Origin of the sequence: Sphingomonas larreae, assembly GCF_051400595.1 — a bacterium.
Lineage (GTDB): Bacteria > Pseudomonadota > Alphaproteobacteria > Sphingomonadales > Sphingomonadaceae > Sphingomonas.
Window position 1 is genome coordinate 243824 of the sequence record NZ_JBLFFI010000004.1, and the last position, 22031, is coordinate 265854.

Genomic DNA, 22031 nt, shown 5'->3' on the forward strand with positions numbered 1-22031 from the left:
GCGGACCCGCTGCGCCAGTAGCGCTCTCGCCCATCCCGCGAGACGGCAATTCAGCTCGCTGTGGCCGAACGCGGAAGGCCGGTCTACGCGATTAGTTCTAGGCGGGGTCGGCCATTACGCTGCGTTCCACAAGCCGCTCGAGCGCGAGCACCAGGATCAGCCGCTGATCGATTGTCGCGAGGCCGCGAGGAACTGCGCCGCGGCCGCGTCGCCCATGTCGGGCAGCGGCTGCATGTCCTCGGTATGACGCACAGATGTTGATCGCCGAGCTGAAATGTGATGAGCTGACGAGACATGATAAGGTTTCAGGCTTGTGGGTGGTGACAGAGCGACTAAACGACTTCCTCGAAATAAAGCTATCGTGCTGCCTAACAGCTGATTTAAAAGCCTTCGATAGGTCCCGTGAGCCCTTCAAAGGCTGGTTTCGCCTCAGGCGGCGCAAGCTCGCGCCATAAAGGGCAGAAGCTGCCGCTTTTCCCATGCGATTAGTGAAGAAAGCATTTCGTCTGAAGCATATGCATCCTTAACATAGCCCTGCCAGTTAGCGCGGATGGTAGCAGGCGGCCACTTTCGAACGTGCGCGCTATAGTGGCCTACAAAAGAGCGTAATTGATCCCTTGCTGATCTGTGTAGCTCTTGATCAGCATGTCGCGTAGCATGCCCTCTTGTTCCGCAAGGAAGCGGCGAAGTAAATGCGAGAAAAAGACACGCGCCTGAAGAAGCTCTGCGAGGTCATTCGGCCTGGCCGAAAACATGGCTCGAAACTGGCTCTGGCATGACGCAAGTTCCTGATGGTTACGGCGCACGTCGCGAGGCATGGTAAGGCTCCGCAAATTACCTCAGATCAAATCAGATTAGATGCTTGACGCTTCAGAACGATGACCAATCGTCCTGCGCTACAGCGGCACTCGTTCGGTTCGCACGTGCGCCAACGGCGATCCGGGCACCCGCATGCGCGGCGCGTGCCTGAAGCTGGTGAACCGGCGACGATGCCGCCTCCTGCCGCGCACCGGATGCGGGAGCGGCACGATCGCTCAGCCGGAAACGGCTGACCTGCCGCGACATGTTCTCGGTCTCCTCCGCCAGGCTGCGCGCCGCGGCGGTGGCCTCCTCCACCATCGCGGCGTTCTGCTGGGTCACGCCGTCCATCTCGCTGACCGCGGTGTTGACCTGCTGCAGCCCCGTCGCCTGCTGCTCGGCGGCCGATGCGATGTCTGAGACAAGCGTGCTGATCTCGCCGATCCGACCGGTAATGCGGGTGAGCGCCTCGCCGGCCTGCGCCACAAGCTCGACACCTGCGTCGACCTGCTCGGTCGAGGAGGTGATCTTGCTCTTCACGTCCTTGGCCGCGTCGGCAGAGCGCTGCGCCAGTGCGCGCACCTCGGAGGCGACCACGGCGAAGCCCTTGCCCGCGTCGCCCGCGCGCGCCGCCTCGACCCCCGCGTTCAGCGCAAGCAGGTTGGTCTGGAATGCGATCCCGTCGATCACCGCGATGATCTCGCTGATCTCGTTGGACGAGCGCTCGATTCCGTTCATCGCCTCGACGGCACGGCGGACGACGTCCGCTGATTGTTCGGCGTCCTGACGCGCTTCAAGCACGACCGCATTGGCGCGGGTCGCGTTAGCCGAAGTTTCACGCACCGTGGTCGTGATCTCGTGCATGGCCGCCGCGGTTTCCTCGAGGCTGGCGGCCTGCTGCTCCGTACGGCGCGAAAGGTCATCGGACGCCTGGCGGATGTCGCCGGCACCGTTGGTGATCCCCTCGGCACTGGCGTTGACCGCGGTGAGCGTGCCCGCAACCGACTGCATCGCGTTGTTGAAGTCGTCCTTCAGCTTGGCAAACGGACCGGTCAGCTCGGCCTCGATCCGTGCCGTGAGGTCACCGCGCGCGAGCGCGTCGAGCCCGCTACCAACGCTGCTGACGATCAGTGTAGTCTGCTCCTGCTTGGCACGTTCGGCAGCCGCAAGTTGGTTACGTAGGCCGACCGTGGCCTGGTTCAACGCGCCGACCTCATCGCGACGATCATCGGTGGCAACCTGAACGTCGGATCGGCCGTTCGCCAATGCAACCAGTACTTCAGTGACCGAGCCGATCGGTCTTGCTATGGCGCGCGTGAGCACAGCAAGTGACGCAAGAACCAGTACCACCGCAGCGGCGATGCAGCCAAACATCGTTAATTTAGCGTCCTGGGCCAGCTTCTCTCCGGCAACGATGCGAGCCTCAACGAGCTTGCTCTGAACATCCTTGACGGCTGCCGTAGCCGTAGTCAGCTGCTCATACTCACGCGCATTTTGTCCGCTATAAAGTTGCTCAGCGGCTGCGTCCTGGCGTGCAGCGGCGAGGGCAGCCATGCGATCGCCGTCGGCAGCGAAGGCGTCCCATTTGCCCTTCCACGTCTTAAGTGATGCGATAGCATCGAAGTGACTAAGGAGCTTTTGCAGTGCGTCGTGACGCGCCTCGATTGCTTCGTGGACGTTCGTGACCTCGGCAGCTGCCTTGGCGACATCAGCAGGCGCTTGAGCGATTGCTACTGCACCCTGAGCAGCTCGGTAATCCGACACCAGACCGTCGAGGTCAGCGATCATGTTGACCTTCGGCAAGCGATCTCGGCCGATCTCGTTGAGCGAGCCAGCAAGCTGCGCCTGCGAGTACAGCGCGAGCGCCGCAATGAGACCCAGGAGCAGAAGGCACGCTCCAAAGCCGCCGAGAAGCTTTTTGCCGATGCTAAGGTTCTTCACGATCTGATCCACGCACTACACCGATGGTGCACTGATGGAGAACACCGGTTAAGATAGTGTTCCTTGGCAAACACGAGAGGATCACAGAGTTTGCCGTGACGTAGATCAGGAACGGTTGCTTTACGACTCGCTGCTATCGAGCCAGCGAGGCTATAGCATGATCATACGAACATCTCTTTGCGCCGCGATGACCTTTGCCTTCGCTCCGTGCGTAGCGGCACAGGAGGTGGCGCCGCTGCAACTAGGCGTCGGCTACACCGTTGATGTGATCGGTATCGCCGATGGCGGAGCGGGTCGGGGTATGCGTGTTCTCGACAACCTCAATCTGACGCTCGATTTGGACCTTGACCGCCAACTTGGTTTGACCGCGTTGGAGGCCCACGTCGATCTGCTGAAGAATCATGGTGGACGCCCTAACGAACTTGCGAGTTCCATTCAGGGTGTCGATAACATCGAGGTGAGCGACGCCGGCGTAAGGCTTTATGAAGCGTGGTTAGAGCGCGGTTTCGGGTCCGTATCGCTGCGCGCGGGCTTGTACGACCTCAATAGCGAGTTCTACTCGAACGACGCAGCAACGATCTTCGTGGCCTCGCCATTTGGCATGGGTTCAGAATTATCAGCGAGCGGACCAAACGGACCATCCACCTTCCCGTCCACAGCGCTCGCCGCGCGGCTTCGTCTCGCGCGATCATCGTACTACGTCCAGGGTGCTGTTGTGAATGCAGAGGCCGGCACAATCGGGGACGCGAACGGTATCGACGTGAGCGGTAGAGCAGGGCTGTTATTTATCGCAGAAGCTGGGGTCACTGGATCCGGCAAATTCGCGATTGGCGGATGGCGTTACACGAAGAAGCAGCCGATCGTTGCTTCTCCTGGCGCGGGCTCGAGCTTCTCACAAGGAGCATACATGCTCGCCGAGTACCCCGTCTTTGGCGATAGTGAATCGGCCTCTTTAACGCCATTCCTCAGAGCGGGCCTCGCAGACGGAGTGACAACACCCTTCACAGGTGGCTGGCAAGTAGGAGCCCGACTGGATCGCGCCGTGTTGGGCCGCCCAAAGGCGACGGTCGCCCTTGGGGCCGCCAAGGGCCGGCTTGCCAAGGATTACCGACTGAGCGCCGGTGTGGGCGATGACATGTTGCTTTCGAGTGAAACAATTATAGAGCTGACGTTTTCCGATGAGGTTGCAGACGGGATCGTGCTTCAGCCAGACGTTCAATACGTTATCCATCCTGGCGCTGATCCATACGTGCGCGATGCGATTGTTATCGGTCTCAGATGCTCGATCGGCTTCGGGAGCGCTCGCTAGTACTGAGGGCTGAATTTCGCTTGCCGAAAGCTGAACCTGGCAGCAGTCTTGACCGAAAGTTATCCAGCTGATCGCGATCAAGCAAGCTTCGTAAATCTATGAAACGTAGAACGTGCTGGTCTACGGTCGATTGCTGATGATCGGCCCGGCCTTTCGGCGACGCGGATTGCACATTCGCGCCAGGCCGCTTGGCGACCGCCTTCTTGCTCTGACGAGCTGCTGATCGACCGTAGACACTCAGCAAGCCTGAACCGAGCGCTTTATCAACAACCAGTTAAATTTCAGCTCGTTGCCAAGTTCGCCTGCTACCACGGCTAACGCTGACGATCAGGTGTTCCTGACGGGCGCTCGCTGGCTGCACGATTACCTGCCTGATGACCTTCGCGACCTCAGTCGGACGTGTAACGACGAACAAGATGACTGCCGAGACCTGGTCAACCGCCTACAGAACTATAGAATTTTCCGTTCACCGAAAATCAGGCTCTTATGAATTCCCGGGATCCTGCCTCGAGAACGAAATTTGCGCATGTTCGCACCTCACTACTGGCAACTGTACGGTCAGAGACCATCCGCATATCGGCGCGCAGCGACTGATGGTCGACGTCAAGCCTCACCCATCCAGCATGCTGGATATCGTGGAAGCGCACATGGGAATTGTTGCGTGCAACGTCCCCAAACCGTCCAGGTGGCGGCGATGCGGCGCCAAGCGCTGAGGTTACGATTTCGCTTCCAACCGGCACGCCATCAGACGTAGCGAGATCATTGATCCAGAAGGAGTGCACGTCGCCGCTCAGCACCAACGGATTGTGGACCGCTGGGTGACGCAACTCGGCCAGGACGCGGTCTCGATTGGCAGCGAAGCCATCCCACTGATCGCTGAAGGTAGACTGGCGACTTCCGTCCAGCCACAGTGGTGCAAAGAATACCTGTTGGGCGACGAGCGACCAAGGACGGCTCTCTCGATGGAGCCGGGCGGATAGCCAACGTTCCTGCGCTCGTCCCATAATGGTGCGGAAGGGCGCGGCTGCCTCGCTGCAGGCGTCCAGCCGCACGTTTCGTGCCATGCTCGGCGCAGCGCAGGGCGGCGAGCTCCGGTACTGCCGGGTGTCCAGCACCGACAGGGAGGCCAGATCAGCCCAATCCACCGAGCGGTATAGCCGCGGCGTGGCACGCCCTCTCCAAAGGCTCGGGCGGATCGGCATGTGCTCGAAGTATGCCTGGTACGCCGCTGCTCGCCGCGGCGCGAAGAGCTGCGGCGGCAGGCCCTCGCGATTGGCCAGGTTGGCATAGTCGTTGAGCACCTCATGATCGTCCCAGCTCACGATCCAGGGGCACGCGCGATGCGCGAGCTTGAGATCCGGATCGGTCTTGTAAAGCGCGTGACGCTGCCGATAGCCGGCGAGATCCCGCGGCTCGGGCCCGTTGAACGAGCGGACGGTCGGCAGGTCAGGGTAGCTTTGCTCGTAGATGTAATCGCCCAGTTGCAGCACTAGGTCAGGTTCCGACGCGACGATGTCCCGGTAGACGCCGAACCGCGCCTGCTCCCAGTGCTGGCAGGACGTGACCGCCAGCCGCAAACGATCCGCTGTGCGCGGTACCGTCGCCGCGCGCCCGATCGGGCTCGTAGCGCCCAAGGCATGGAAGCGATACCAGTAAGGCCTTCCGGCAGGCACCCCGACGATCTCGACGTGTACCGCATGTCCGCGCTCCGGACGGGCGGCGCCGCGGCCGGCGCGCACGATCTGCCGGAAGGCAGGATCTGTTGCGACCTCGTACCGGATTGCAACAGCGCCTGCCCTCAACGGCTCTGCAAGTGCTCCGACCAGACGCGTCCAAAGCACGAAGCCGTCGACATCCGGATCGCCGCTAGCGACCCCTAGCGCGAACGGATCGACGTCGCCACGGGCACCGTTATCGACGGCGATTGCAGGCGTCGCCGCCAACGCAGTCATCGCGCCGAGCACGGCACGTCGATGCCAGTCGAAGTTTTCTCCAATCATGCCGTGACCTAAGCGTGGACCGTGACCGACCCGTGACAACGGACGCGATTGTCATAGTTCCGTAGCGTCCCCGTCATCGATGCGACCCGAACCGCTCCTAGTCGAGACGCCAACGAACGCTGCCAGAGCGGCAATACCCCTGACATGGACAGTTAGGACCCAGATGGATCCGAAAACATTTCTTCTCGCCTCGGCGAGCGCCATAATGGCCATTTCCGCAAATGCTTCGGCGCAGACCGCCGATCCCGTTGGCACTGCCATCGATGCTCCGACGGCGAGTGCAGCAGACCATGACGACGAAATCGTCGTCTACGGCAACGGCAAGGTGCGTCAGGAGCAGACGGTATCCCGCAAGGCGATCGGGATCCTCCCGCCAGGCAGTTCGCCGCTGAAGGCGGTTGCGCGCCTGCCAGGCGTCGCGCTGCAGAGCTCGGACCCGTTCGGCAGCTACGAACTCGGCACCCGCCTCTCTGTGCGCGGCTTCAACCAGAGCCAGATGGGATACACGCTCGACGGCGTCCCCCTGGGTGACATGTTCTACAACGGCCACAACGGCCTGCACGTCAGCCGCGCCATCGCGGCTGAAAACATCGCGCGGGTCGACGTGTCTCAGGGGGCGGGCTCGCTCGGCATCGCGTCCACCAGCAATCTCGGTGGCAACCTGGAGTTCGTGTCGCGCACACCGTCAGAGGTGCCGAGCGGCGAGGTAGCGCTGACGTACGGCATGTACGACACCGTGCACCTCTACGGCCGGCTAGACAGCGGCGAGCTGCCGACCGGTACGAAGCTGTCGATCTCGGGCGTTGTCCATGACGCGATCAAGTGGAAGGGCTTCGGCAGCCAGTCGGACACCAAGGTGAACGGCAAGATCGTCCAGGCTATCGGCAGCGCGTCGCTGACGGGCTGGCTCAACTACTCGCTCCACAAGGAGCGTAACTATGCCGATCTCTCGCCCGCGACCCTCACTAGCATCGGCTACGACCTAGATTTCCTCCGGCCAGACTATGCCACCGCTATCCTGCTGTCGCAGGTAAGCGCCAACCAGACGGCGCGGGCGGCCAATCGCGCGTTGCCCTTCCCTGCCGCGGGAACGGCCTTTCCCGCGCCCTACACCAACGTCAACGACACCTACTACGACAGCGGCGGCATTCGTCGCGACTGGCTTGGCGCACTGACCCTCGACGTGCCGGTCTCCGATTGGCTCGACGCGACGGCGACCTATTATCACCACTATGACAAGGGCAGCGGCGGCATCTACACCCCCGCGGTGTTCTCGCCCGACGGCTTCCCCCTCTCTGTTCGCACCACGGAGTACGGGATCAAGCGCGACGGCGGCATCGCGAAGGCGTCCGCACGGTTGGGCGCGCACACGATCCAGCTCGGCTTCTGGCACGAGGACAATCGCGCGAGCACCGATCGCAACTATTACGCGGCGAGCCTCACGAACCGTCCCGACGTGACTGCCTTCCTCACCGACGCGTTCAGGAGCGATTTCCTGACCGATCTCACGACCGTGACCAATCAATATTTCGTGAGCGACAGCTGGCAGATCCTCGACGCACTGACCGTGGCTGGCGGGTTCAAGGGCACGCGCGTGTCCAACGGCATCACGACGACGTTCGGCACGCCGTTCATCAACGGACGGATCGCCGCCAAGGACTGGTTCCAGCCGCAGGTCGGCGCGACCTACCGGATCGGCCGGCAGGAGCTCTTCGCCAATTACGCCGAGAACATGCGCGCCTTCATCAGCTCATTCCGCGGGCCGTTCGGTACCACCCAGGCTGGCTTCGAAGCGATCCGCGACACGCTGAAGCCGGAGACGTCGCGCACGATCGAGGGCGGATGGCGCTTCGACTTGGGCCGATTGCGCGGCGTAGTGGCCGGCTATGACGTCAAGTTCAAGAACCGGCTGCTCGCCGCCTTCAGCGGCGCGAACATCCTGGGTAATCCCAGCATTCTGCAGAACGTCGGTAGCGTGACGAGCCGCGGCGTTGAGGTGGGTGCGACCTATCAGCTGGCTCAACCGCTCGCGCTGATCGCCTCCTATTCGTACAACGACAGCACGTACGACGACGACACGATCAACGGCACCGCCTTCGTGGCGACCAAGGGCGTCCGCACCGTCGACACGCCGGCGCACCTGGCGAAGGGCGAGATCAACTACGACGACGGCATGTTCTTCGGGAACGTGGCCGGCGCCTACACCTCTAGGCGCAACGTCACCTACACGGGCGACGTCACCGTGGGCGGCTACACGTTGTTTGACGCCGCGATCGGCTACCGCTTCCCGGCCAACAGCACCTTTGCCGGCGTCGAAATCCAGGTGAACGCCGTCAACCTGACGGACGAGCGCTACATCGCCGCGCTCGGTTCGGGGCAATTCTTCAACACGGCGTCGTCGCTCAACAACACGTTGCAAGCTGGTTCGCCGCGGCAGGTTTTTGGAACGGTCCGTCGACGCTTCTGATATGGACTGCTGAGACGATCGCTTTTGCGATCGGCAGCCTAACCGTTGTCAGGTCCCCCGTGCTGATGCTCTCCGGGACAACAAAGGATACACGCTCAGCTCTGACGTCACACCGACCGTGATGATCCAGCAAAACGTCATGACTTCGAGCAGAACCATCATGCTCCCACGTCTCGCCTTGGGGTCAGGAGGGTGCTGTCAGTCTGACGCGAACTCGTCTCTACACGATGCAATCCGGCCTTCGTGGCGCGGCGGGTCAGCTGGCGAGCGCCTGCCACTCTGCCAGCGCCGCGGAGCGGCGCTGCTTGTAGGTCTGGCGATCGACGAGGTGGCGTTCGTGATTGAAGTGGTTGTGAACGTTGGCGTGGACCGAGGCAAACTTCTGCAACGTTCGCATCTGCCGAGACCGCAGCATCGCCCGCTCTCGTCGCCTGAACGGTAGGTGCGAGTTCTCGTTCCGGCTGTTGGCCCAGCGACCGACCTCCTGCTTCTCGCGGCTGCCAAGCTCCGTAAGTGCAGCGCCGTAGGAGCGGAAAAAGCCCGGCGCTCCGAGCGTCGCCGGCTGCTTGGAACCGCGCCCGAACCCTGAAGCAGGGAAAAAATCCCTGTGAAAGTGCCCCTATCAGCGAACTGCGCAAAAGCGCCTCCCGTAAGCGAACTGGCGCTCAGCGTGGCGACAGCGAGTCCAAATCGGGCGGTCATATCGACTCGGTACTAGGCCCCCGAGAAGCGGAGAATCTCGGCGTGGATCAAGAAATCTTCAGCGCCCTTCGGCTCTCCGCAGACGCAAAGGTCCGTGAAGAGGCGCAGAACTGCGCTACTCTGGGCCTGCTCCGCAGGAGAGATCGAATATCTGAGACTGGGTGGCGGAGACGGAGGGATTCGAACCCTCGATACGGTTTCCCGTATGACGCTTTAGCAAAGCGTTGGTTTCAGCCACTCACCCACGTCTCCGGGCCGGCGTGAGGCGCGGCTATAGCGAGCGTCTGCGGCGCGATCAACCGGGCTGCGCGCGGAATCGTCGTAGCGCGTCGCGGAGTCGGGTCGCCGCGGCGTTCATTGCCCCGACAGGCGTGCTGTCGCTATGCTGTGGCACCGGTGTGGGGAATGACGATGATGCGGATGATGGCGCGCGGCGCGTGGGGCGCGATGATGGTGGCGGGGCTGGTGCTCGCCGTACCGGGCGCGAGCGCGGCGCAGGTGCGCACGATCGACCCCAATGCCGCGATCGACAATGATGTCGGCGGCCAGCCCGCGGTGCGCACCCCACGCGCGCCCGAGCCGCAGCAGCGCGACGACGAACCGTTGCCGCCTGCCGAGACCCCGCCTCCCGCGACGACGCCCGCGCCTGCCCCCACGGCCGGCGACGCCCGCGCCAACGCCACCACCAATGCGGCGGAGACGTACAAGCGCGACGATCTTATCGCCGCCGGCGAGGGCGTGTTCGGCAAGGGTGCGGAGGGCTTCGCGCAAATCATCGAGAAGATCCTCAAGGACCAGGGCGAGCCCAACGCCTATATCGCCGGACGCGAGGCGTCGGGGGCGTTCGTGGTCGGGCTGCGCTACGGCTCGGGCATCATGACGCACAAGGTCGAGGGTCAACGTCCGGTGTATTGGACCGGCCCGTCGGTCGGCTTCGACGTCGGCGGCGACGCCAACAAGGTGTTCGTGCTGGTCTACAATCTCTACGACACGCACGATCTGTTCACGCGCTTCCCCGGTGCCGAAGGGCGGCTGTACTTCGTCGGCGGCTTCGCCGCGACCTATCTGCGCAAGGGCAATGTCGTGCTGATCCCGGTGCGGCTCGGAGTGGGTTGGCGCGCGGGCGTCAACGTCGGTTACATGAAGTTCACCGAAACCGCGAAATGGCTGCCGTTCTGATCGGGTGAGCGCGGGCGCGTCCGCTGCCTGCGCGTCGCCCGGGGAGCATCTGGCGAGGGTGCGGAGCCGTCGTCGCGTGACGGCCGCCGGCGCAGCGGATCGCGCTGGCGGCCTTGCGAGGCGCGCCAGACCCGACCGGCGCTGCGGTCAAGAGCGCGTGAAACGCGCGCGATGATCGCGAAGGAACGTGGTGAAATCGTGCGGGGGCGTGCCGGTGAGGCGCTCGACCTCGAAGGTCGGATCGATATCGTGATGTCCCGCCACGACATCGTCGAACTGCACGACGAGACCGCCGGCCATCCAGCGCGAGTTGCCGGTCAGGCGAAGGATCGCGCGAAACACCGGCGCCGGCAGATCGAGATACCGAACCTTGCGGTCCAGTACCTGCGACAGCCGCAGCGCCGCCGTCTTCATGTCGAACGTTTCCGGCCCGGTGAGAAAGTAGGTCGCTTTCTCATGGCCATGCTGCGTCAGGACGGTGGCGGCGACGCGTGCGACGTCACGCGTATCCACCCAGGAAACCGATCCTCTGCCCGCGACCTGCGGCAAGAAGCCCTTGGCGATCGGGTCCTTGAACCACAGGAAGTTCTGCATGAAGGCGGTGGGCTTCAGGATCGTCCAGCCGATACCGGACCCGCGCAGATGATGATCGATCAGCGCGTGCGATCTCGCCCAGGGCACCGGCGACCGCACGTTGCTGTCGGATGCCGAGATCTTCACGATCCTTCCGATGCCGGCGCGTTTGGCCGCGTCAATCGCGCCGGTCTCCTGGCTGACCTGTCCAGGGGTGGGCGGCGTGATCAGGAACATCGTGTCGCAGCCCTGCATCGCCGCCGGCAATGTCTCCGGCCGGTCGAAATCACCCAGCGCGGCGTCCATGCCGTTGCGTCGAAACGTCTCTACCTGCGATGGCTTGCGGCACAGCGCGCGGAACCGCACGCCGGCGTCACCAAGCAGCCGGCATAGTTCGCCGCCGATACCGCCGGTCGCTCCAGACACCAGGATCATGATGGCACATCCTCTGACGTTTGAGGGGGAGAGGGATCGGCGTGCGCGTCGACATGCTGCGAAATGACGTCGATCATCTCGTCCAGCGTCCTGACCGCGTCGCGGAGGCGATCCGCGCCGATCCGGTCGACGATGGCCTGATCGAGCGGAGCGACGACCTGTTCGGCGGCGGCGACCGCCAGCAGGCCGGCCTCGGTCAGCACCACCAATTTGGCGCGGCGGTGATGCGGGTTCGCCTTGAACTCGACCAGTCCACGCTCGGCGAGGACGTCGACGATGCGCTGAACCCCTTGCCGGGCCAGGCCCATGTTGCGCGCGATTGACGCGGTGGGAAGCGGAGCGGCGGCATAGCGCAAGGCCGCGAGCACCTGCCACCAAGCGCTGGTGAGGCCGAGATGCGCGACGAGGTCGTTTCCCGCGCTGACCAGCCGCCCATTGGCCGCGAAGATCGCGAACGCCAACGCGCGTACGTTCGTCGTCTCACCCGGCATCGGACAGCCTGCTGACAAATCGACAACGTGCTGTCAAACACTCGATCGGGCAAGCGGTTCCGGCGAGCGGAGGAAGATGGAGTCAATGGGATGCGGCGCGGCCAGAGACGGTCACCGCTAACCAGCATCGCCGCTGTTCACGCTGGCGAAGGTGCGCCCCCCTTGTCAGCGATGTAAGGCGCCGCGATGCTGGCATCACGCAGCGCCCCCATTACGCGCGTCCCTTACTTGCCGCCCGGAAATTGCGTCGCCTCGAAGCGCAGCGGCTGCCCCTGCGGCGCGGCGCCGAGCTCGTCCTCCCACATCGCCACCTCGCCGCGGATGATCGTGCCGATCGGCTTGCCGGTCAGCTCCATTCCCGTGAACGGCGACCAGCCCGCGCGCGATGCCAGCCACCGGTCCTCGATCGTCCAGCGCTTGCGCAGGTCCACCACCGTGAAGTCGGCATCATAGCCGCGCGCGATCCGACCCTTGCCGACCAGCCCGAAGATGCGCTGCGCGCCTGCGCTGGTCAGCTCGATCACGCGCTGGAGCGACAGCCGCCCGTTGGCGGCATGGTCGAGCAGCAACGGCAGCAGCGTCTGCACGCCGGGCATGCCGCTCGGGCTCGCGGGATATTCCTTGCCCTTCTCCTCCAGCGTGTGCGGCGCGTGGTCGGAGCCGATCACGTCGGGCACGCCCTGGTTGAGCCAGTGCCACAGTCCGTCGCGATGCGCGCCGGAGCGGATCGGCGGGTTCATCTGCGCCAGCGTGCCGAGCCGCGGATAGGCCTCCTCGCCCGCCAGCGTGAGATGCTGCGGCGTCACCTCGCAGGTCGCGATGTCCTTGTTGCGCCCGAGCAGCTCGAGCTCCGCCGGCGTCGTCACATGGAGCACGTGGATGCGTCGCCGCGCCGCGCGCGCCAGCCGCAAGATCCGCGTCGTCGCCAGCATCGCGCTCTCGTCGTCGCGCCACACCGGGTGTGACGACGCATTGCCGGTGACGCGCTCGCCGGCGCGCGCGTTCATCCGGTCCTCGTCCTCGGCATGGATCGCGACGCGGCGAACGCCGTGCGCCAGCACCTCGGCCAGCCGCGCATCCTCGCTCACCAGAAGGTCGCCGGTCGAGGCGCCCATGAAGATCTTGACGCCGGCGGTGCCGGGCAGCCGCTCCAGCTCCGCCAGCTCGCGCGCATTATGATTGGTGGCGCCGACGTAGAAGGCGTGGTCGCACCACATCCGGCCCTGCGCGCGCGCCAGTTTGTCGGCGATCGCCTCGGCCGAGTCGGTGTTGGGCTTGGTGTTGGGCATCTCGAACACCGCGACAACGCCGCCGCGCACCGCGGCCTCGCTGCCGCTCGCGAGATCCTCCTTATGCTCCAGTCCGGGCTCGCGGAAATGCACCTGGGTGTCGATCACGCCGGGCAGGATGTCGAGCCCGGTGCAGTCGATCCGTCGCCCCGCGTCGCCGCTCGCGCCGATCGCGACGATGCGCCCGCCGGTCACGCCGATGTCGGCCGCCACCGGGCCACCGGGGGTATGGACGGTGCCGCCGGTCAGCAGCAGATCATAGCTCGCCATCGTGTCGCCCTTTCCGGCACTTTCACCTTATGCGCCGCCTCCCTACCTTGCCGGCATGAGCGATACCAGACCGGCCACCCTGCTCGCCGAGCGCGCGCTGCTGCGGCTGGCGGGCGATGACCCGCGCGGCTTCCTCCAGGGGCTGCTCAGCAACGACATGGCGGGCGCGCTGCCGTGCTGGGCGGGGCTGCTGTCGCCGCAGGGCAAGGCGCTGTTCGATCTCATCGTCTGGGCCGACGGAGACGACGTGCTGCTCGACGTCGAGCGCGACGGGCGTGAGGCGCTGGCGCGGCGGTTGACAATGTACCGGCTGCGCCGCGCCATCACGATCGCGCCCGAGGAGGCGCTGGCGGTGCATTGGTCGCGCGCCGCCCCCACGGAGCGCGCCGCCGTGCCCGACCCGCGACTCGCGGCGCTGGGCTGGCGCTGGCTCGCGCCCACGGACGACCGGGCGAGCACGGCGGACGCGGCATGGCGCGCGCATCGGCTGTCGCTTGGCGTGGCGGAGGGGCGCGGCGAGCTCGGTGACGCCGAGACGCTCTGGCTCGAGTGCAACGCGCGCGAGCTCGGCGGGGTGAGCTTCGCCAAGGGCTGCTACGTCGGCCAAGAAAATACTGCGCGGATGCACCATCGCAGCAAGGTCAACCGCCGGCTGGTGGTGGCGCCGCTCGCCGCTGACGAAGCGAAAGCGCGCGCCACCTATCCGGACCTCGGATGGATGGTGACGCTGCGCCGTGTCGAGGCGCTCGGCGACGCGCTGCGTCCGGCCTGGCTGGAGGCGGCGCTGACGGCGGACGCCTGAGGCGCCGCGGCGCGAGCCGCTGACCCGGGGCGGTGATTGCGCGTCGTGCGTGATTGTGCGCCCCACCCCGACCCGCCTAGCTGCGACTCACTCGCAGCTTGGGGATGGGGTGATGCTACGGACTGGGTGGATCGCGTTGGTCGCGGCGTCTTTTGCCGGCGCGGCGGCACGCCCCGCCGCCGCGCAGTCGGTCGCTGCGACGCCCGCATCGACCGCCGACGCGACCGCGCGCGACGACATCATCGTCACCCACCGCGCCGAGCGGCTTTATCGCACCGACCGGACCAGCGTGGGCAAAGGCAGCGACGATCCGCTCGACATCCCGCAATCGGTGCAGATGATCGACAGAGCGCTGATCGCGGATCTGGGCGCGCGCGACGTCACCGACCTCTACCGCACCCTCTCGGGGGTGACGCCGTTCAGCTATGGCGGCGTCACCTTCCGCGGTTTCCGCCAGGACCAAACGTTCTTCGACGGGCAGCGCGGCAACCCTTTCATCGGCTTCTCGGTACCGCAGCTGTTCACGATCAGCCGCGTCGAGGTGCTCAAGGGACCGGCGGGGCTGTTCTTCGGCCCGGGTGCCCCGGGGGGCGTGATCAACTACGTCTCGAAACAGCCGCAGGACACCCCGTCGCTGCGCAGCGTGGCGACGATCGGCGACCACCGTCGCGCCGGCCTCTCGTCCGAGGCGAGCGGCGCGGTCGACCGTGACCACCATATGCTGTACCGGCTCGGCGGCTTCGTCGAGACGGTCGCGCCCTTCCGCTTCAACCAGCGCGAGCGCGCCGCGATCGGCGACGGCGGACTCACCCTCCGCCCCGACGGTGACGGCGCGCTGACGCTCCAGGCCACCGTGTATGACCACCACCGCCTCGGCGAGCGGCTGCGCGGCGTGCCGGTCGATGCCCGCGGTCGCTTCCTTGCGGATCGGCGCTGGAACGCCGCCGAGCCGGACGACGCCCTGATGCTCGACGCGCACGCCTATCAGGCGCGCTACGCCACCGCCGCAAACGCCGCGCTGCACATCGACGCCGCGGTCCGCGCGATCGGTTCGACCGAGACGCAGCATTATCACGAGCCGATCGGGCTGCTTGCGGCGCACCCCGATCTGGTCGCGCGCGAGTTCCGCGACCAGCGCCGTCGCGTCGAGGCGCTGTCGTTCACCACCAACGTGGCGACAACGCTGACGGTGCTGGGCCTCGACCAGGCGCTACAGGCGGGAGCGGACAGCTATCGCGAACGCAATGACTTCCGATCGCGCATCCTGCGCCGCAATGTCGCGCCGCTAAGCCTGTCGCGGCCGCGCTACGGCACCACCAGCGGTGACGGTGCCGCCGCGGCGCGGCTGCCGTTCGCACTCACCGCGGCACGCAGCCGGCGCGCCGGCGGCTATCTGCACGATCGCGTCACGCTGCTGCCCGGCGTCGAGCTGGTCGGCGGCGTGCGCTACGATCGGTTCGCCGACGCGCTCGCCACCGCCACCACCGGGCAGTCCGCGCGCCGCTCCCGCTACGGCGACGCGCGGCTGACCTATCGCGCCGGAGCGCTCTATCGCCGGGGCGATGACCTCGGCCTGTACGCCAGCTGGTCGAACAGCTTCGAGCCGCAGCCCAGTGCCAGTCAGGCGGGCACGGTGGGTGGCCCGTTCGCGCCGGTCACGGGCGCGCAATGGGAGACGGGCGCGAAGACGCGGGCGTGGCACGGCCGCGTCCAAGCCAGCGCGGCGCTGTACCGGATCGTCCGCCGCAACACGCTCCAGGTCGACCCCACGCTGCCGCGGGTGGACGGACAGGATCAGCTGCGGCCGATCGGCGCGGTGACCAGCCGCGGCGGCGAGATCGACCTCACCGCCGATCTGACGCGCGACTGGCTGCTGCTGCTCGACTATGCCTATAACGACGCGCGCGTGACCGGGAGCGTGGCGGGCCAGGCGATGACCAATGCGATCGGCACGCGCTTCGCCAACGCGCCGCGGCACACGCTGGGCGTATGGACGCGCTACCAGATTGCCGCGCTCGACGGCGCGGTCGCGCTTGGCGCCGATTATGTTTGGCCGCGGCTCAATCTCTCGGGCCAGCCGGTGCGCGCCTATGCCACGCTTGACGCGACGCTCACCCGACAATTCGGCCGGACCGAGCTGATGCTGCGCGCGCAGAACCTGCTCGATACGGTCTATGCCAGTTCGGGGTTCAGCGAGGAGGCGGGCAATTTCCCCGGCGCCCCGCGCAGCGTCTTCGCGGAGCTCCGCCGACGCTGGTGACTTCGAGGTCCCACATGAGAGACCTGCGTCCATGCCGGGGTCTCGTCACCTCGTCACGGCCGATTAGGGCTTGGCCCGGGCTCCGTTGTGCCGCGCAAGCATGGCGTCGCTTGTGCGGAACTACAGGGCTCGGTTCCAGATCCTGCGAAGCAACGTCGTGCCTGATTGTGGAGCGCATGAGATAAGCGCATTCACCTCTCTTCTGGGTTCCCCTGCGACGCCTCGGAACGCTCCTCACCTTCCGTCATCCCGGACCGGGTCCGGGATCCACGCCTCCGCAGACGCATCGCTTTAGAGTTCGCCGCACGGTCGATCGGAACAAGTCCGGGATGACCGAAGAGTTGTGGCAGCGACATGCCTTCGGGGGATGGGCGGAGAGGTGGCGCTCCCGCGAGACAGGGTGCTGGCGGCAACGCCCCTTCCCGACTGGCCAATGCTGCCCGCCCGCGCGCTGCGCGTCCTAACCCCCGCGCCGTACGGCCATCGGCTGCACGCGCCGGCGGCGCGCCCGCTCCGTCAACCCCAACAAAAAAGGGAGACCGGCTCGCGCCGACCTCCCCTTCTCGTTCGCCGTAGCGATCGACCTTACTGGCCCGCACCCGGACCGTAGGTGATCTCCACGCGGCGGTTCTGCACCTCGCGGACACCGTCGGCGGTGTCGACGCGCGGGCGGCTCTCGCCGAACGCCTCGGTGCTGATCACGTTCTCCGGGATCGCCTTCGAGGTCAGGTACGCCTTGACCGAGTCCGCGCGGCGCTGCGACAGCCCCACGTTGTACTTGGCCGCACCCGAACGGTCGGCGTGACCCGCCAGCATGACCTGCGCGTTCTGGCAGTTCTGATACTGGGTGACGGCGTTGTCGAGGATCGACGCGGCCTCCGGGGTGATGTCCGACTTGTCCCACTCGAAGAACACGATGAACGGACCCGGCGAGCAGACCACCTCGGGCGGCGGCGGCGGCGGCGGGGGCGGAGGCGGCGGCGGCGGCGGCGGCGGCGGCGGCGGAGCAGCCTCCTCCGGAGCGCCGAAGTTGTAGGTCACGCCGCCGAGCAGGCTGTGCGACCGGAAGCGGCCGTCATAGTTGCTGCCACGCGCGTCGAACAGCTTGACGTTGTCGGCGTTGAAGAAGCGATACTTCAGCGACACGTCGATGTTCTCGGTCAGCGGCGCGCGGATACCCGCGAGCGCCTGCCAGGCGAACACCGTGTCCGAGTCGTCGAGCAGCGTGTACGAGCTGGTCGGCTCGAGACGGGCCTGGACCCGCGCCACACCGGCACCACCGCCGACGAAGCCCTGCAGGCCGTCGTCCTCGCCGAAGTCGAGCAGGCCGTTGACCATGAAGCTCAGCGCCGAGGTACGGCCGCCCATGTTGTCGAACGTGCCGGCCGGAACCGTCGCGGTGCCGCTGATCGGCACGGCCGCGGTGGTCCGGAAGCTGTCGACCGACGCGCGACGATAACCGACCTCGGTCTCGAGGCGGAACGCACCGAAGTCATAGCCGACGATGCCGTCGACATCCCAACCGTACTTCGAGTCGGTCGTGCCGGTGCCGTTCAGCGCGGTCGTGGCGCCGCGGATATCCCAATCGATATCCTCGACGATCATCGCGCCGCCCTCAACGCCGACATACCACGCCTTGTCGCGCGCGAGCGCGGGCGTGGCGAGGGCGGTGGAGGCAAGCGCCATGATCATGGCTAGCTTACGCATCATAATCCCCTTTCCATGGTGTCACTACGGACAGCGCAAACTCACTATCGGCTAGTTGGTTTCCGAACAAGCTGACAAATCGTCGGGCCTGTTGCGCAATTGCCACAGCACCTTCATCATGTGAGGTTGGGTCAGCGCGCGATAAGTCCATGGGAGCGAAGCGCCGTCAACACTTGCGCCAGGCAGGCGCGCGCCGCTGCGTCACCGTCGCCCTCCTGCCCCGGATCGGCGATCGCGGGCGCACGCGCGCCCAGCACCTGCTCGCCCGCGATCATCACCGCGGCAGCGCGCATCACGCCGCGCTCCCAACCCGCCGCGGTGTAGCCGACCGGCTGCTGGCGCGCGCGGTCCCACAGCCACAGTCCCTCGCGCGGCGCAACGAAGCGCCAGCCGCTCGCGGTCCAGCCCGCCAGCGCGCCGGCGTGTCCCGCCCAGGCGCCGTGCGGCGCGGCGCCGACGATCCAGCATTGCCCCGGCCCGGGCGCGGCCGGCGGCTCCTCGACCCCGACCTCCTCCACCGCACCGCCGAGGACGCAGTCGATCAGCGCGAGCGCCTCATTGTGGGTCTCCTCCTTCTGCGCTTGGCCGGTCACCAGCAGCGGCAGCGCCAGCCGCGCGGTGGTGTCGTCGCTCATCGGGTCGCTCCTGTTGTGTTGGTCATGGTGTCGCGCGGCGCCGCGAGGGGCGTGGCGGTCGTTGGAACAGGGTGACAAGTCCTCTCTCCCGACGGGAAAGGGCTGCCCCGCCGCCCCGTCACAGCGTCAGTTCCGCCGCGCGCGACAGCGCCCGCGTGCCCTGTTGCCGAACCGCCACGCGACGCACCTCGTGCCCCGCCGGCAGCAGCAGCCGCGGCACGTCGGTGACCAGCCGGCGCGTGTCGTCGAGCGTGACGACGTAGGTCTCGCGCTCCTCGCCGAGCGCCACCGCGCCGTCGTCCCAGCGCCAGCCGTAGCGGCTACGGCGGACCCAGCGGAGCCAGGTTCCGCCGTCTGACGCCCGCGCTGCGCACAGATGCACCGGCGCGGGCGGCGCAAGCGCGCTGCCGTCGAGCGTCACGGTGGCCGTCACCGCCGCGCTGTCGCCCACCCCCGCCGCGAGCACGGTCACGCGGTCACCCGCGCGCAGACCGGGCAGCGCCAGCGTGACCAGCCGCGTGCGATCGACCAGCACGAAGCGCGCGCCCGCCGCATGGGCTGCCGCCGCCGTGCCGCGGCGCGCGCGCAACAGCGTGGCGAGGCGCCAGCGCCGCGGCGCGATCTGGTGCGCCTCGGCGAACTGCACCAGCTCTTCGCCGACCAGCGCGAGGTTCGCACCGCGGTCGATCGCGGCGGGCGTCGCCGCCTCAAGCGTCATCTCATCATGCGCGAGCAGCAGCTCGATCGCACCGCCGCGGTCGACCAGCGTCGCGGGCGCGCGGGCGAGCGGCGCGGCCAGCGTCCCCAGCACCGCCGCGGGCGCGGTGTCCCCCGCCGCGTCCCAGCTCGCGCCGCCGTCGCCGCTCCACAGCAGCGCGGCGCGGCGCCACCCCGGCGCGCTGCCGGCGGCGAACACCGCGAGCTGCTCGCCCGCGGCAAGCGCATCGTCGAGCGGCGGCAGCTCGGCGAGCGTGAGCAGCGTGGTGCCGACCGGCACGTCGGGGGCGCGCCGCGCGTTGCCGGGATCCGCGGGCGCCTCGCCGGCGGAACCCTCGTCGGGCGCGGCGAGCTCGAGCGTCACCGCATGCTGCTCGAACCGCGCATGCGTCACCCGCCACGCCGCCGCCTCGCCCGCGAGCCGCACCGCCATGCCGGGGCGCACCGCGATGGCGCGCGCGTCGAGCGTCAGCTTGCGCGTGGTGCGCGCACGGTCGGCGCGGCGCAGCGTGTCGCGCGCCAGTGCGGCGGCGCGCGGCGCGGTCACCACCGCGGGCAGTTCCACCGTCTCCTCGCGCCAGCCCGCGCCGTCGCGCCGTGCGTGCTGCGCACCGAGCTGATAGTCGCGCGCCGCGTCATAATGCGCCACCGTCACCGCGCGCGGGACGGTCTCGACCGGGCGGCGCAGCGTCTCGCGCGCGATCGCATCGTCACACGGCAGCGCATCGCCGCAGCGGTTGGCGAGCGCCACTCCGCGCGCGGCGGCGACGAACCAGCCGCCGCACAAGGTGGCGAGCGGCGCGAGCGCGCCCGCGACACTGTCGCCCGCCGCGGCATAGCCGTCGACCGGATCGTCCGGCCCCTCGCCCACCACCGCACCGGCGCCGATCGCGCGCGCGATCGTGCCGACGCGCACCGGCGCGGCGTCGGCTATCACCTCGAATGACAGCGCCGGCAGGCGATTGCCGAAGTCGGCGAGGTGGAACTGCTCGAACACCGCATAGGCCAGCCCGCGGAACGCCGGGGCGTCCGGCTCGAGCGCCGCGATCAGCGGATCGGCGAGCTGGTCCTCGGTGCCGCGATGGAGGCGAAAGCCGGTGGCGCTCTTCCAGTCGCCCGCGGCGCCGCGCAGCAGCCGCCCGTCCGCCCAGACCCGCGCGACGTCGAGGATCGCCCGCGCCGACAGCGCGACCGCGAACGAGGCGGCATAGCCGGTCGCGGCGGCGCCGCTCTTGCCGTGCGCGGCATGGTGCGTCGCGGTCGGCTCGGTCGACCAGATCACGCTGCCGCTGACGCGCGTGGTGCCGAACAGCAGCGGCAGCGGCGCGGCATAAGTCGCGGTGGGCACGCGCAGGTCGGTGAGGCGCGGGCCCTCGCGCCGGCGCGGCGCGAACAGCGCGCGGTCGAGCTGGTGACCGACGAGACCGCCGATCGCGCCCCCGATCGGCCCGCCGATTGCGCGGCCGACGGTGGAGAGGATGAGCGTGGCCATGAGGAGCTCCGTCGGAAGGTATCGTTGCGAGATGGCCCAAGCTGCACGTGTGGTGACCGTGTTCTGGCGAAAGCCGGAGCCGAGCAGGACAGCGCCTTGTGGCGCGTGCGACCCTGGGCTCCTGCCTCCGCAGGAGCCCAGCGGGAATCGCGCAACGATCTCCTGAGAGGAGGTAGGCGGGAGATGGAACGGATGATCGGCGGACCTTCGAGGGGGTAGACGGGCGGACGTCACGCCCTCCTGCGAAGCCACCCTCGCCCTTCCGGCGCTGCGCGCCTCCCTCCCGTACCGGGTCGATCATGCCCCCGGCGCTTGGCAGACCTGAAACGGTGAGGGTAACGTGTCGCGCTACCTTTCGCTCGGGCGCTCCCCTCCCGCCCAGCGCCACGCCATCACCAGCGGCCAGGGCGGTTCGCCGGGGCGCTCGACCACGCGCCCTGCGGCGGCGTCCGCGTGGATCAGGCCGCGTTCGCTGCGCACCGCGAGGTGGAGCTGCGCCGGCGACACGCGCAGCAGCAGCACGTCACCCGGCATCGTGCCGTCGCACGCGCGCAGCTCGGGCGGCAGCGTCAGCGCCGGCAGCACGCCGCAGCGCAGCCGATAACCGCCCGGCAGCGCCCCCACTGCCGCACCCGCCCGAGACAGCGCGGTCGCCACCACGCCGACGCAGTCGAGCCCGAGTGCGGGATCGCGTCCCTGCGCACGGAACCGCACGCCCAGCGTCAGCCGCGCGCCGGCGAGCACGCGCGCCCCCGCCGGTGCCGCGATCGGCTCCCGAGTTGGCTCGCACGTCGTCATCATGTCACCCCGCGTGGAAAACCTCTTGCTGGCTTCGTCGCCCACGATCGCTCCGCCGTGATGCCGCGTTCGCGAGACTTCTGCGCCGCTCTTGCACGTCGTCATCCCGGCCCTGAGCCGGAATCCATGGTGACGCAAAGACGCCGGCCGAGGCGTACGCGGCACG

General features: G+C 67.3%; 15 protein-coding genes, 1 tRNA gene and 1 pseudogene. 5 read left to right on the plus strand and 12 right to left on the minus strand.

The features are described 5' to 3' along the window. Positions 1 to 593: 593 nt before the first annotated feature. Both ACMGDM_RS15660 and ACMGDM_RS15665 read right to left on the minus strand, forming a co-directional pair. Complete coding sequence (locus ACMGDM_RS15660; protein WP_436805042.1) at positions 594 to 818, minus strand: hypothetical protein; 225 nt, start codon at positions 816 to 818, stop codon at positions 594 to 596. A 52-nt stretch (positions 819 to 870) separates the two neighbouring features. After that, entirely contained in the window at positions 871 to 2751 is a 1881-nt protein-coding gene (locus ACMGDM_RS15665) for a methyl-accepting chemotaxis protein (RefSeq protein ID WP_436805043.1), read from the minus strand. A gap of 175 nt (positions 2752 to 2926) precedes the next feature. On the opposite strand from ACMGDM_RS15665, the gene ACMGDM_RS15670 reads away from it, so the two are divergent. Then, a complete protein-coding gene (locus ACMGDM_RS15670) occupies positions 2927 to 4048 on the plus strand; it encodes a carbohydrate porin (RefSeq protein ID WP_436805044.1) in 1122 nt (373 codons plus the stop codon). Between the two features lie 476 nt (positions 4049 to 4524). Here the strand turns inward: ACMGDM_RS15670 and ACMGDM_RS15675 are convergent, their stop codons facing one another. Then, a complete protein-coding gene (locus tag ACMGDM_RS15675) occupies positions 4525 to 6048 on the minus strand; it encodes an alkaline phosphatase D family protein (protein WP_436805045.1) in 1524 nt (507 codons plus the stop codon). Between the two features lie 205 nt (positions 6049 to 6253). Here ACMGDM_RS15675 and ACMGDM_RS15680 point away from each other — a divergent pair, with 205 nt between their 5' ends. Continuing rightward, positions 6254 to 8515, plus strand: a complete 2262-nt coding sequence (locus ACMGDM_RS15680; RefSeq protein ID WP_436805046.1) for a TonB-dependent receptor — start codon at positions 6254 to 6256, stop codon at positions 8513 to 8515. 256 nt (positions 8516 to 8771) lie between these two features. Here ACMGDM_RS15680 and ACMGDM_RS15685 read toward each other — a convergent pair. After that, a pseudogene (locus ACMGDM_RS15685) lies at positions 8772 to 9068 on the minus strand (DDE-type integrase/transposase/recombinase); the annotation flags it as partial. Positions 9069 to 9379: 311 nt separating this feature from the next. Further along, positions 9380 to 9469, minus strand: a tRNA-Ser gene (locus tag ACMGDM_RS15690). A 168-nt stretch (positions 9470 to 9637) separates the two neighbouring features. Between ACMGDM_RS15690 and ACMGDM_RS15695 the strand changes: the two genes are divergently transcribed. Next, positions 9638 to 10396 carry a DUF1134 domain-containing protein gene (locus tag ACMGDM_RS15695; RefSeq protein WP_436805177.1) on the plus strand — a complete coding sequence of 253 codons (759 nt, stop codon included), beginning with the start codon at positions 9638 to 9640 and terminating at the stop codon, positions 10394 to 10396. Positions 10397 to 10543: 147 nt separating this feature from the next. On the opposite strand, the gene ACMGDM_RS15700 is transcribed toward ACMGDM_RS15695, so the two are convergent. The 3 genes from ACMGDM_RS15700 to ACMGDM_RS15710 form a co-directional block, all read right to left on the minus strand. Then, on the minus strand, positions 10544 to 11404 hold the full coding sequence (locus ACMGDM_RS15700; RefSeq protein WP_436805047.1) for an SDR family oxidoreductase: 861 nt from the start codon (positions 11402 to 11404) through the stop codon (positions 10544 to 10546). Next, positions 11401 to 11865 (minus strand): MarR family winged helix-turn-helix transcriptional regulator, encoded by a 465-nt coding sequence (locus tag ACMGDM_RS15705; protein WP_436805048.1) that lies wholly within the window; start codon positions 11863 to 11865, stop codon positions 11401 to 11403. The genes ACMGDM_RS15700 and ACMGDM_RS15705 overlap by 4 nt, the downstream gene beginning before the upstream one ends. Positions 11866 to 12119: 254 nt before the next feature. Further along, positions 12120 to 13454, minus strand: coding sequence for a dihydroorotase (locus tag ACMGDM_RS15710; protein WP_436805049.1), 1335 nt, complete (start codon positions 13452 to 13454; stop codon positions 12120 to 12122). Between the two features lie 55 nt (positions 13455 to 13509). Here ACMGDM_RS15710 and ygfZ point away from each other — a divergent pair, with 55 nt between their 5' ends. After that, positions 13510 to 14256 carry a CAF17-like 4Fe-4S cluster assembly/insertion protein YgfZ gene (gene ygfZ, locus ACMGDM_RS15715; protein WP_436805050.1) on the plus strand — a complete coding sequence of 249 codons (747 nt, stop codon included), beginning with the start codon at positions 13510 to 13512 and terminating at the stop codon, positions 14254 to 14256. A 112-nt stretch (positions 14257 to 14368) separates the two neighbouring features. Then, positions 14369 to 16516, plus strand: coding sequence for a TonB-dependent siderophore receptor (locus ACMGDM_RS15720; RefSeq protein ID WP_436805051.1), 2148 nt, complete (start codon positions 14369 to 14371; stop codon positions 16514 to 16516). Positions 16517 to 17101: 585 nt separating this feature from the next. Here the strand turns inward: ACMGDM_RS15720 and ACMGDM_RS15725 are convergent. The 4 genes from ACMGDM_RS15725 to ACMGDM_RS15740 form a co-directional block, all read right to left on the minus strand. After that, positions 17102 to 18223, minus strand: a complete 1122-nt coding sequence (locus ACMGDM_RS15725; protein ID WP_436805052.1) for an OmpA family protein — start codon at positions 18221 to 18223, stop codon at positions 17102 to 17104. A 131-nt stretch (positions 18224 to 18354) separates the two neighbouring features. Further along, the gene (locus ACMGDM_RS15730) at positions 18355 to 18858 is read right to left on the minus strand and encodes a DUF2793 domain-containing protein (RefSeq protein WP_436805053.1); all 504 of its coding nucleotides are present in this window, start codon (positions 18856 to 18858) and stop codon (positions 18355 to 18357) included. A gap of 118 nt (positions 18859 to 18976) precedes the next feature. Continuing rightward, positions 18977 to 21067, minus strand: a complete 2091-nt coding sequence (locus tag ACMGDM_RS15735) for a GTA baseplate fiber-binding domain-containing protein (RefSeq protein ID WP_436805054.1) — start codon at positions 21065 to 21067, stop codon at positions 18977 to 18979. A gap of 348 nt (positions 21068 to 21415) precedes the next feature. Continuing rightward, positions 21416 to 21868, minus strand: a complete 453-nt coding sequence (locus ACMGDM_RS15740; protein WP_436805055.1) for a peptidoglycan endopeptidase — start codon at positions 21866 to 21868, stop codon at positions 21416 to 21418. Positions 21869 to 22031 lie beyond the last annotated feature (163 nt).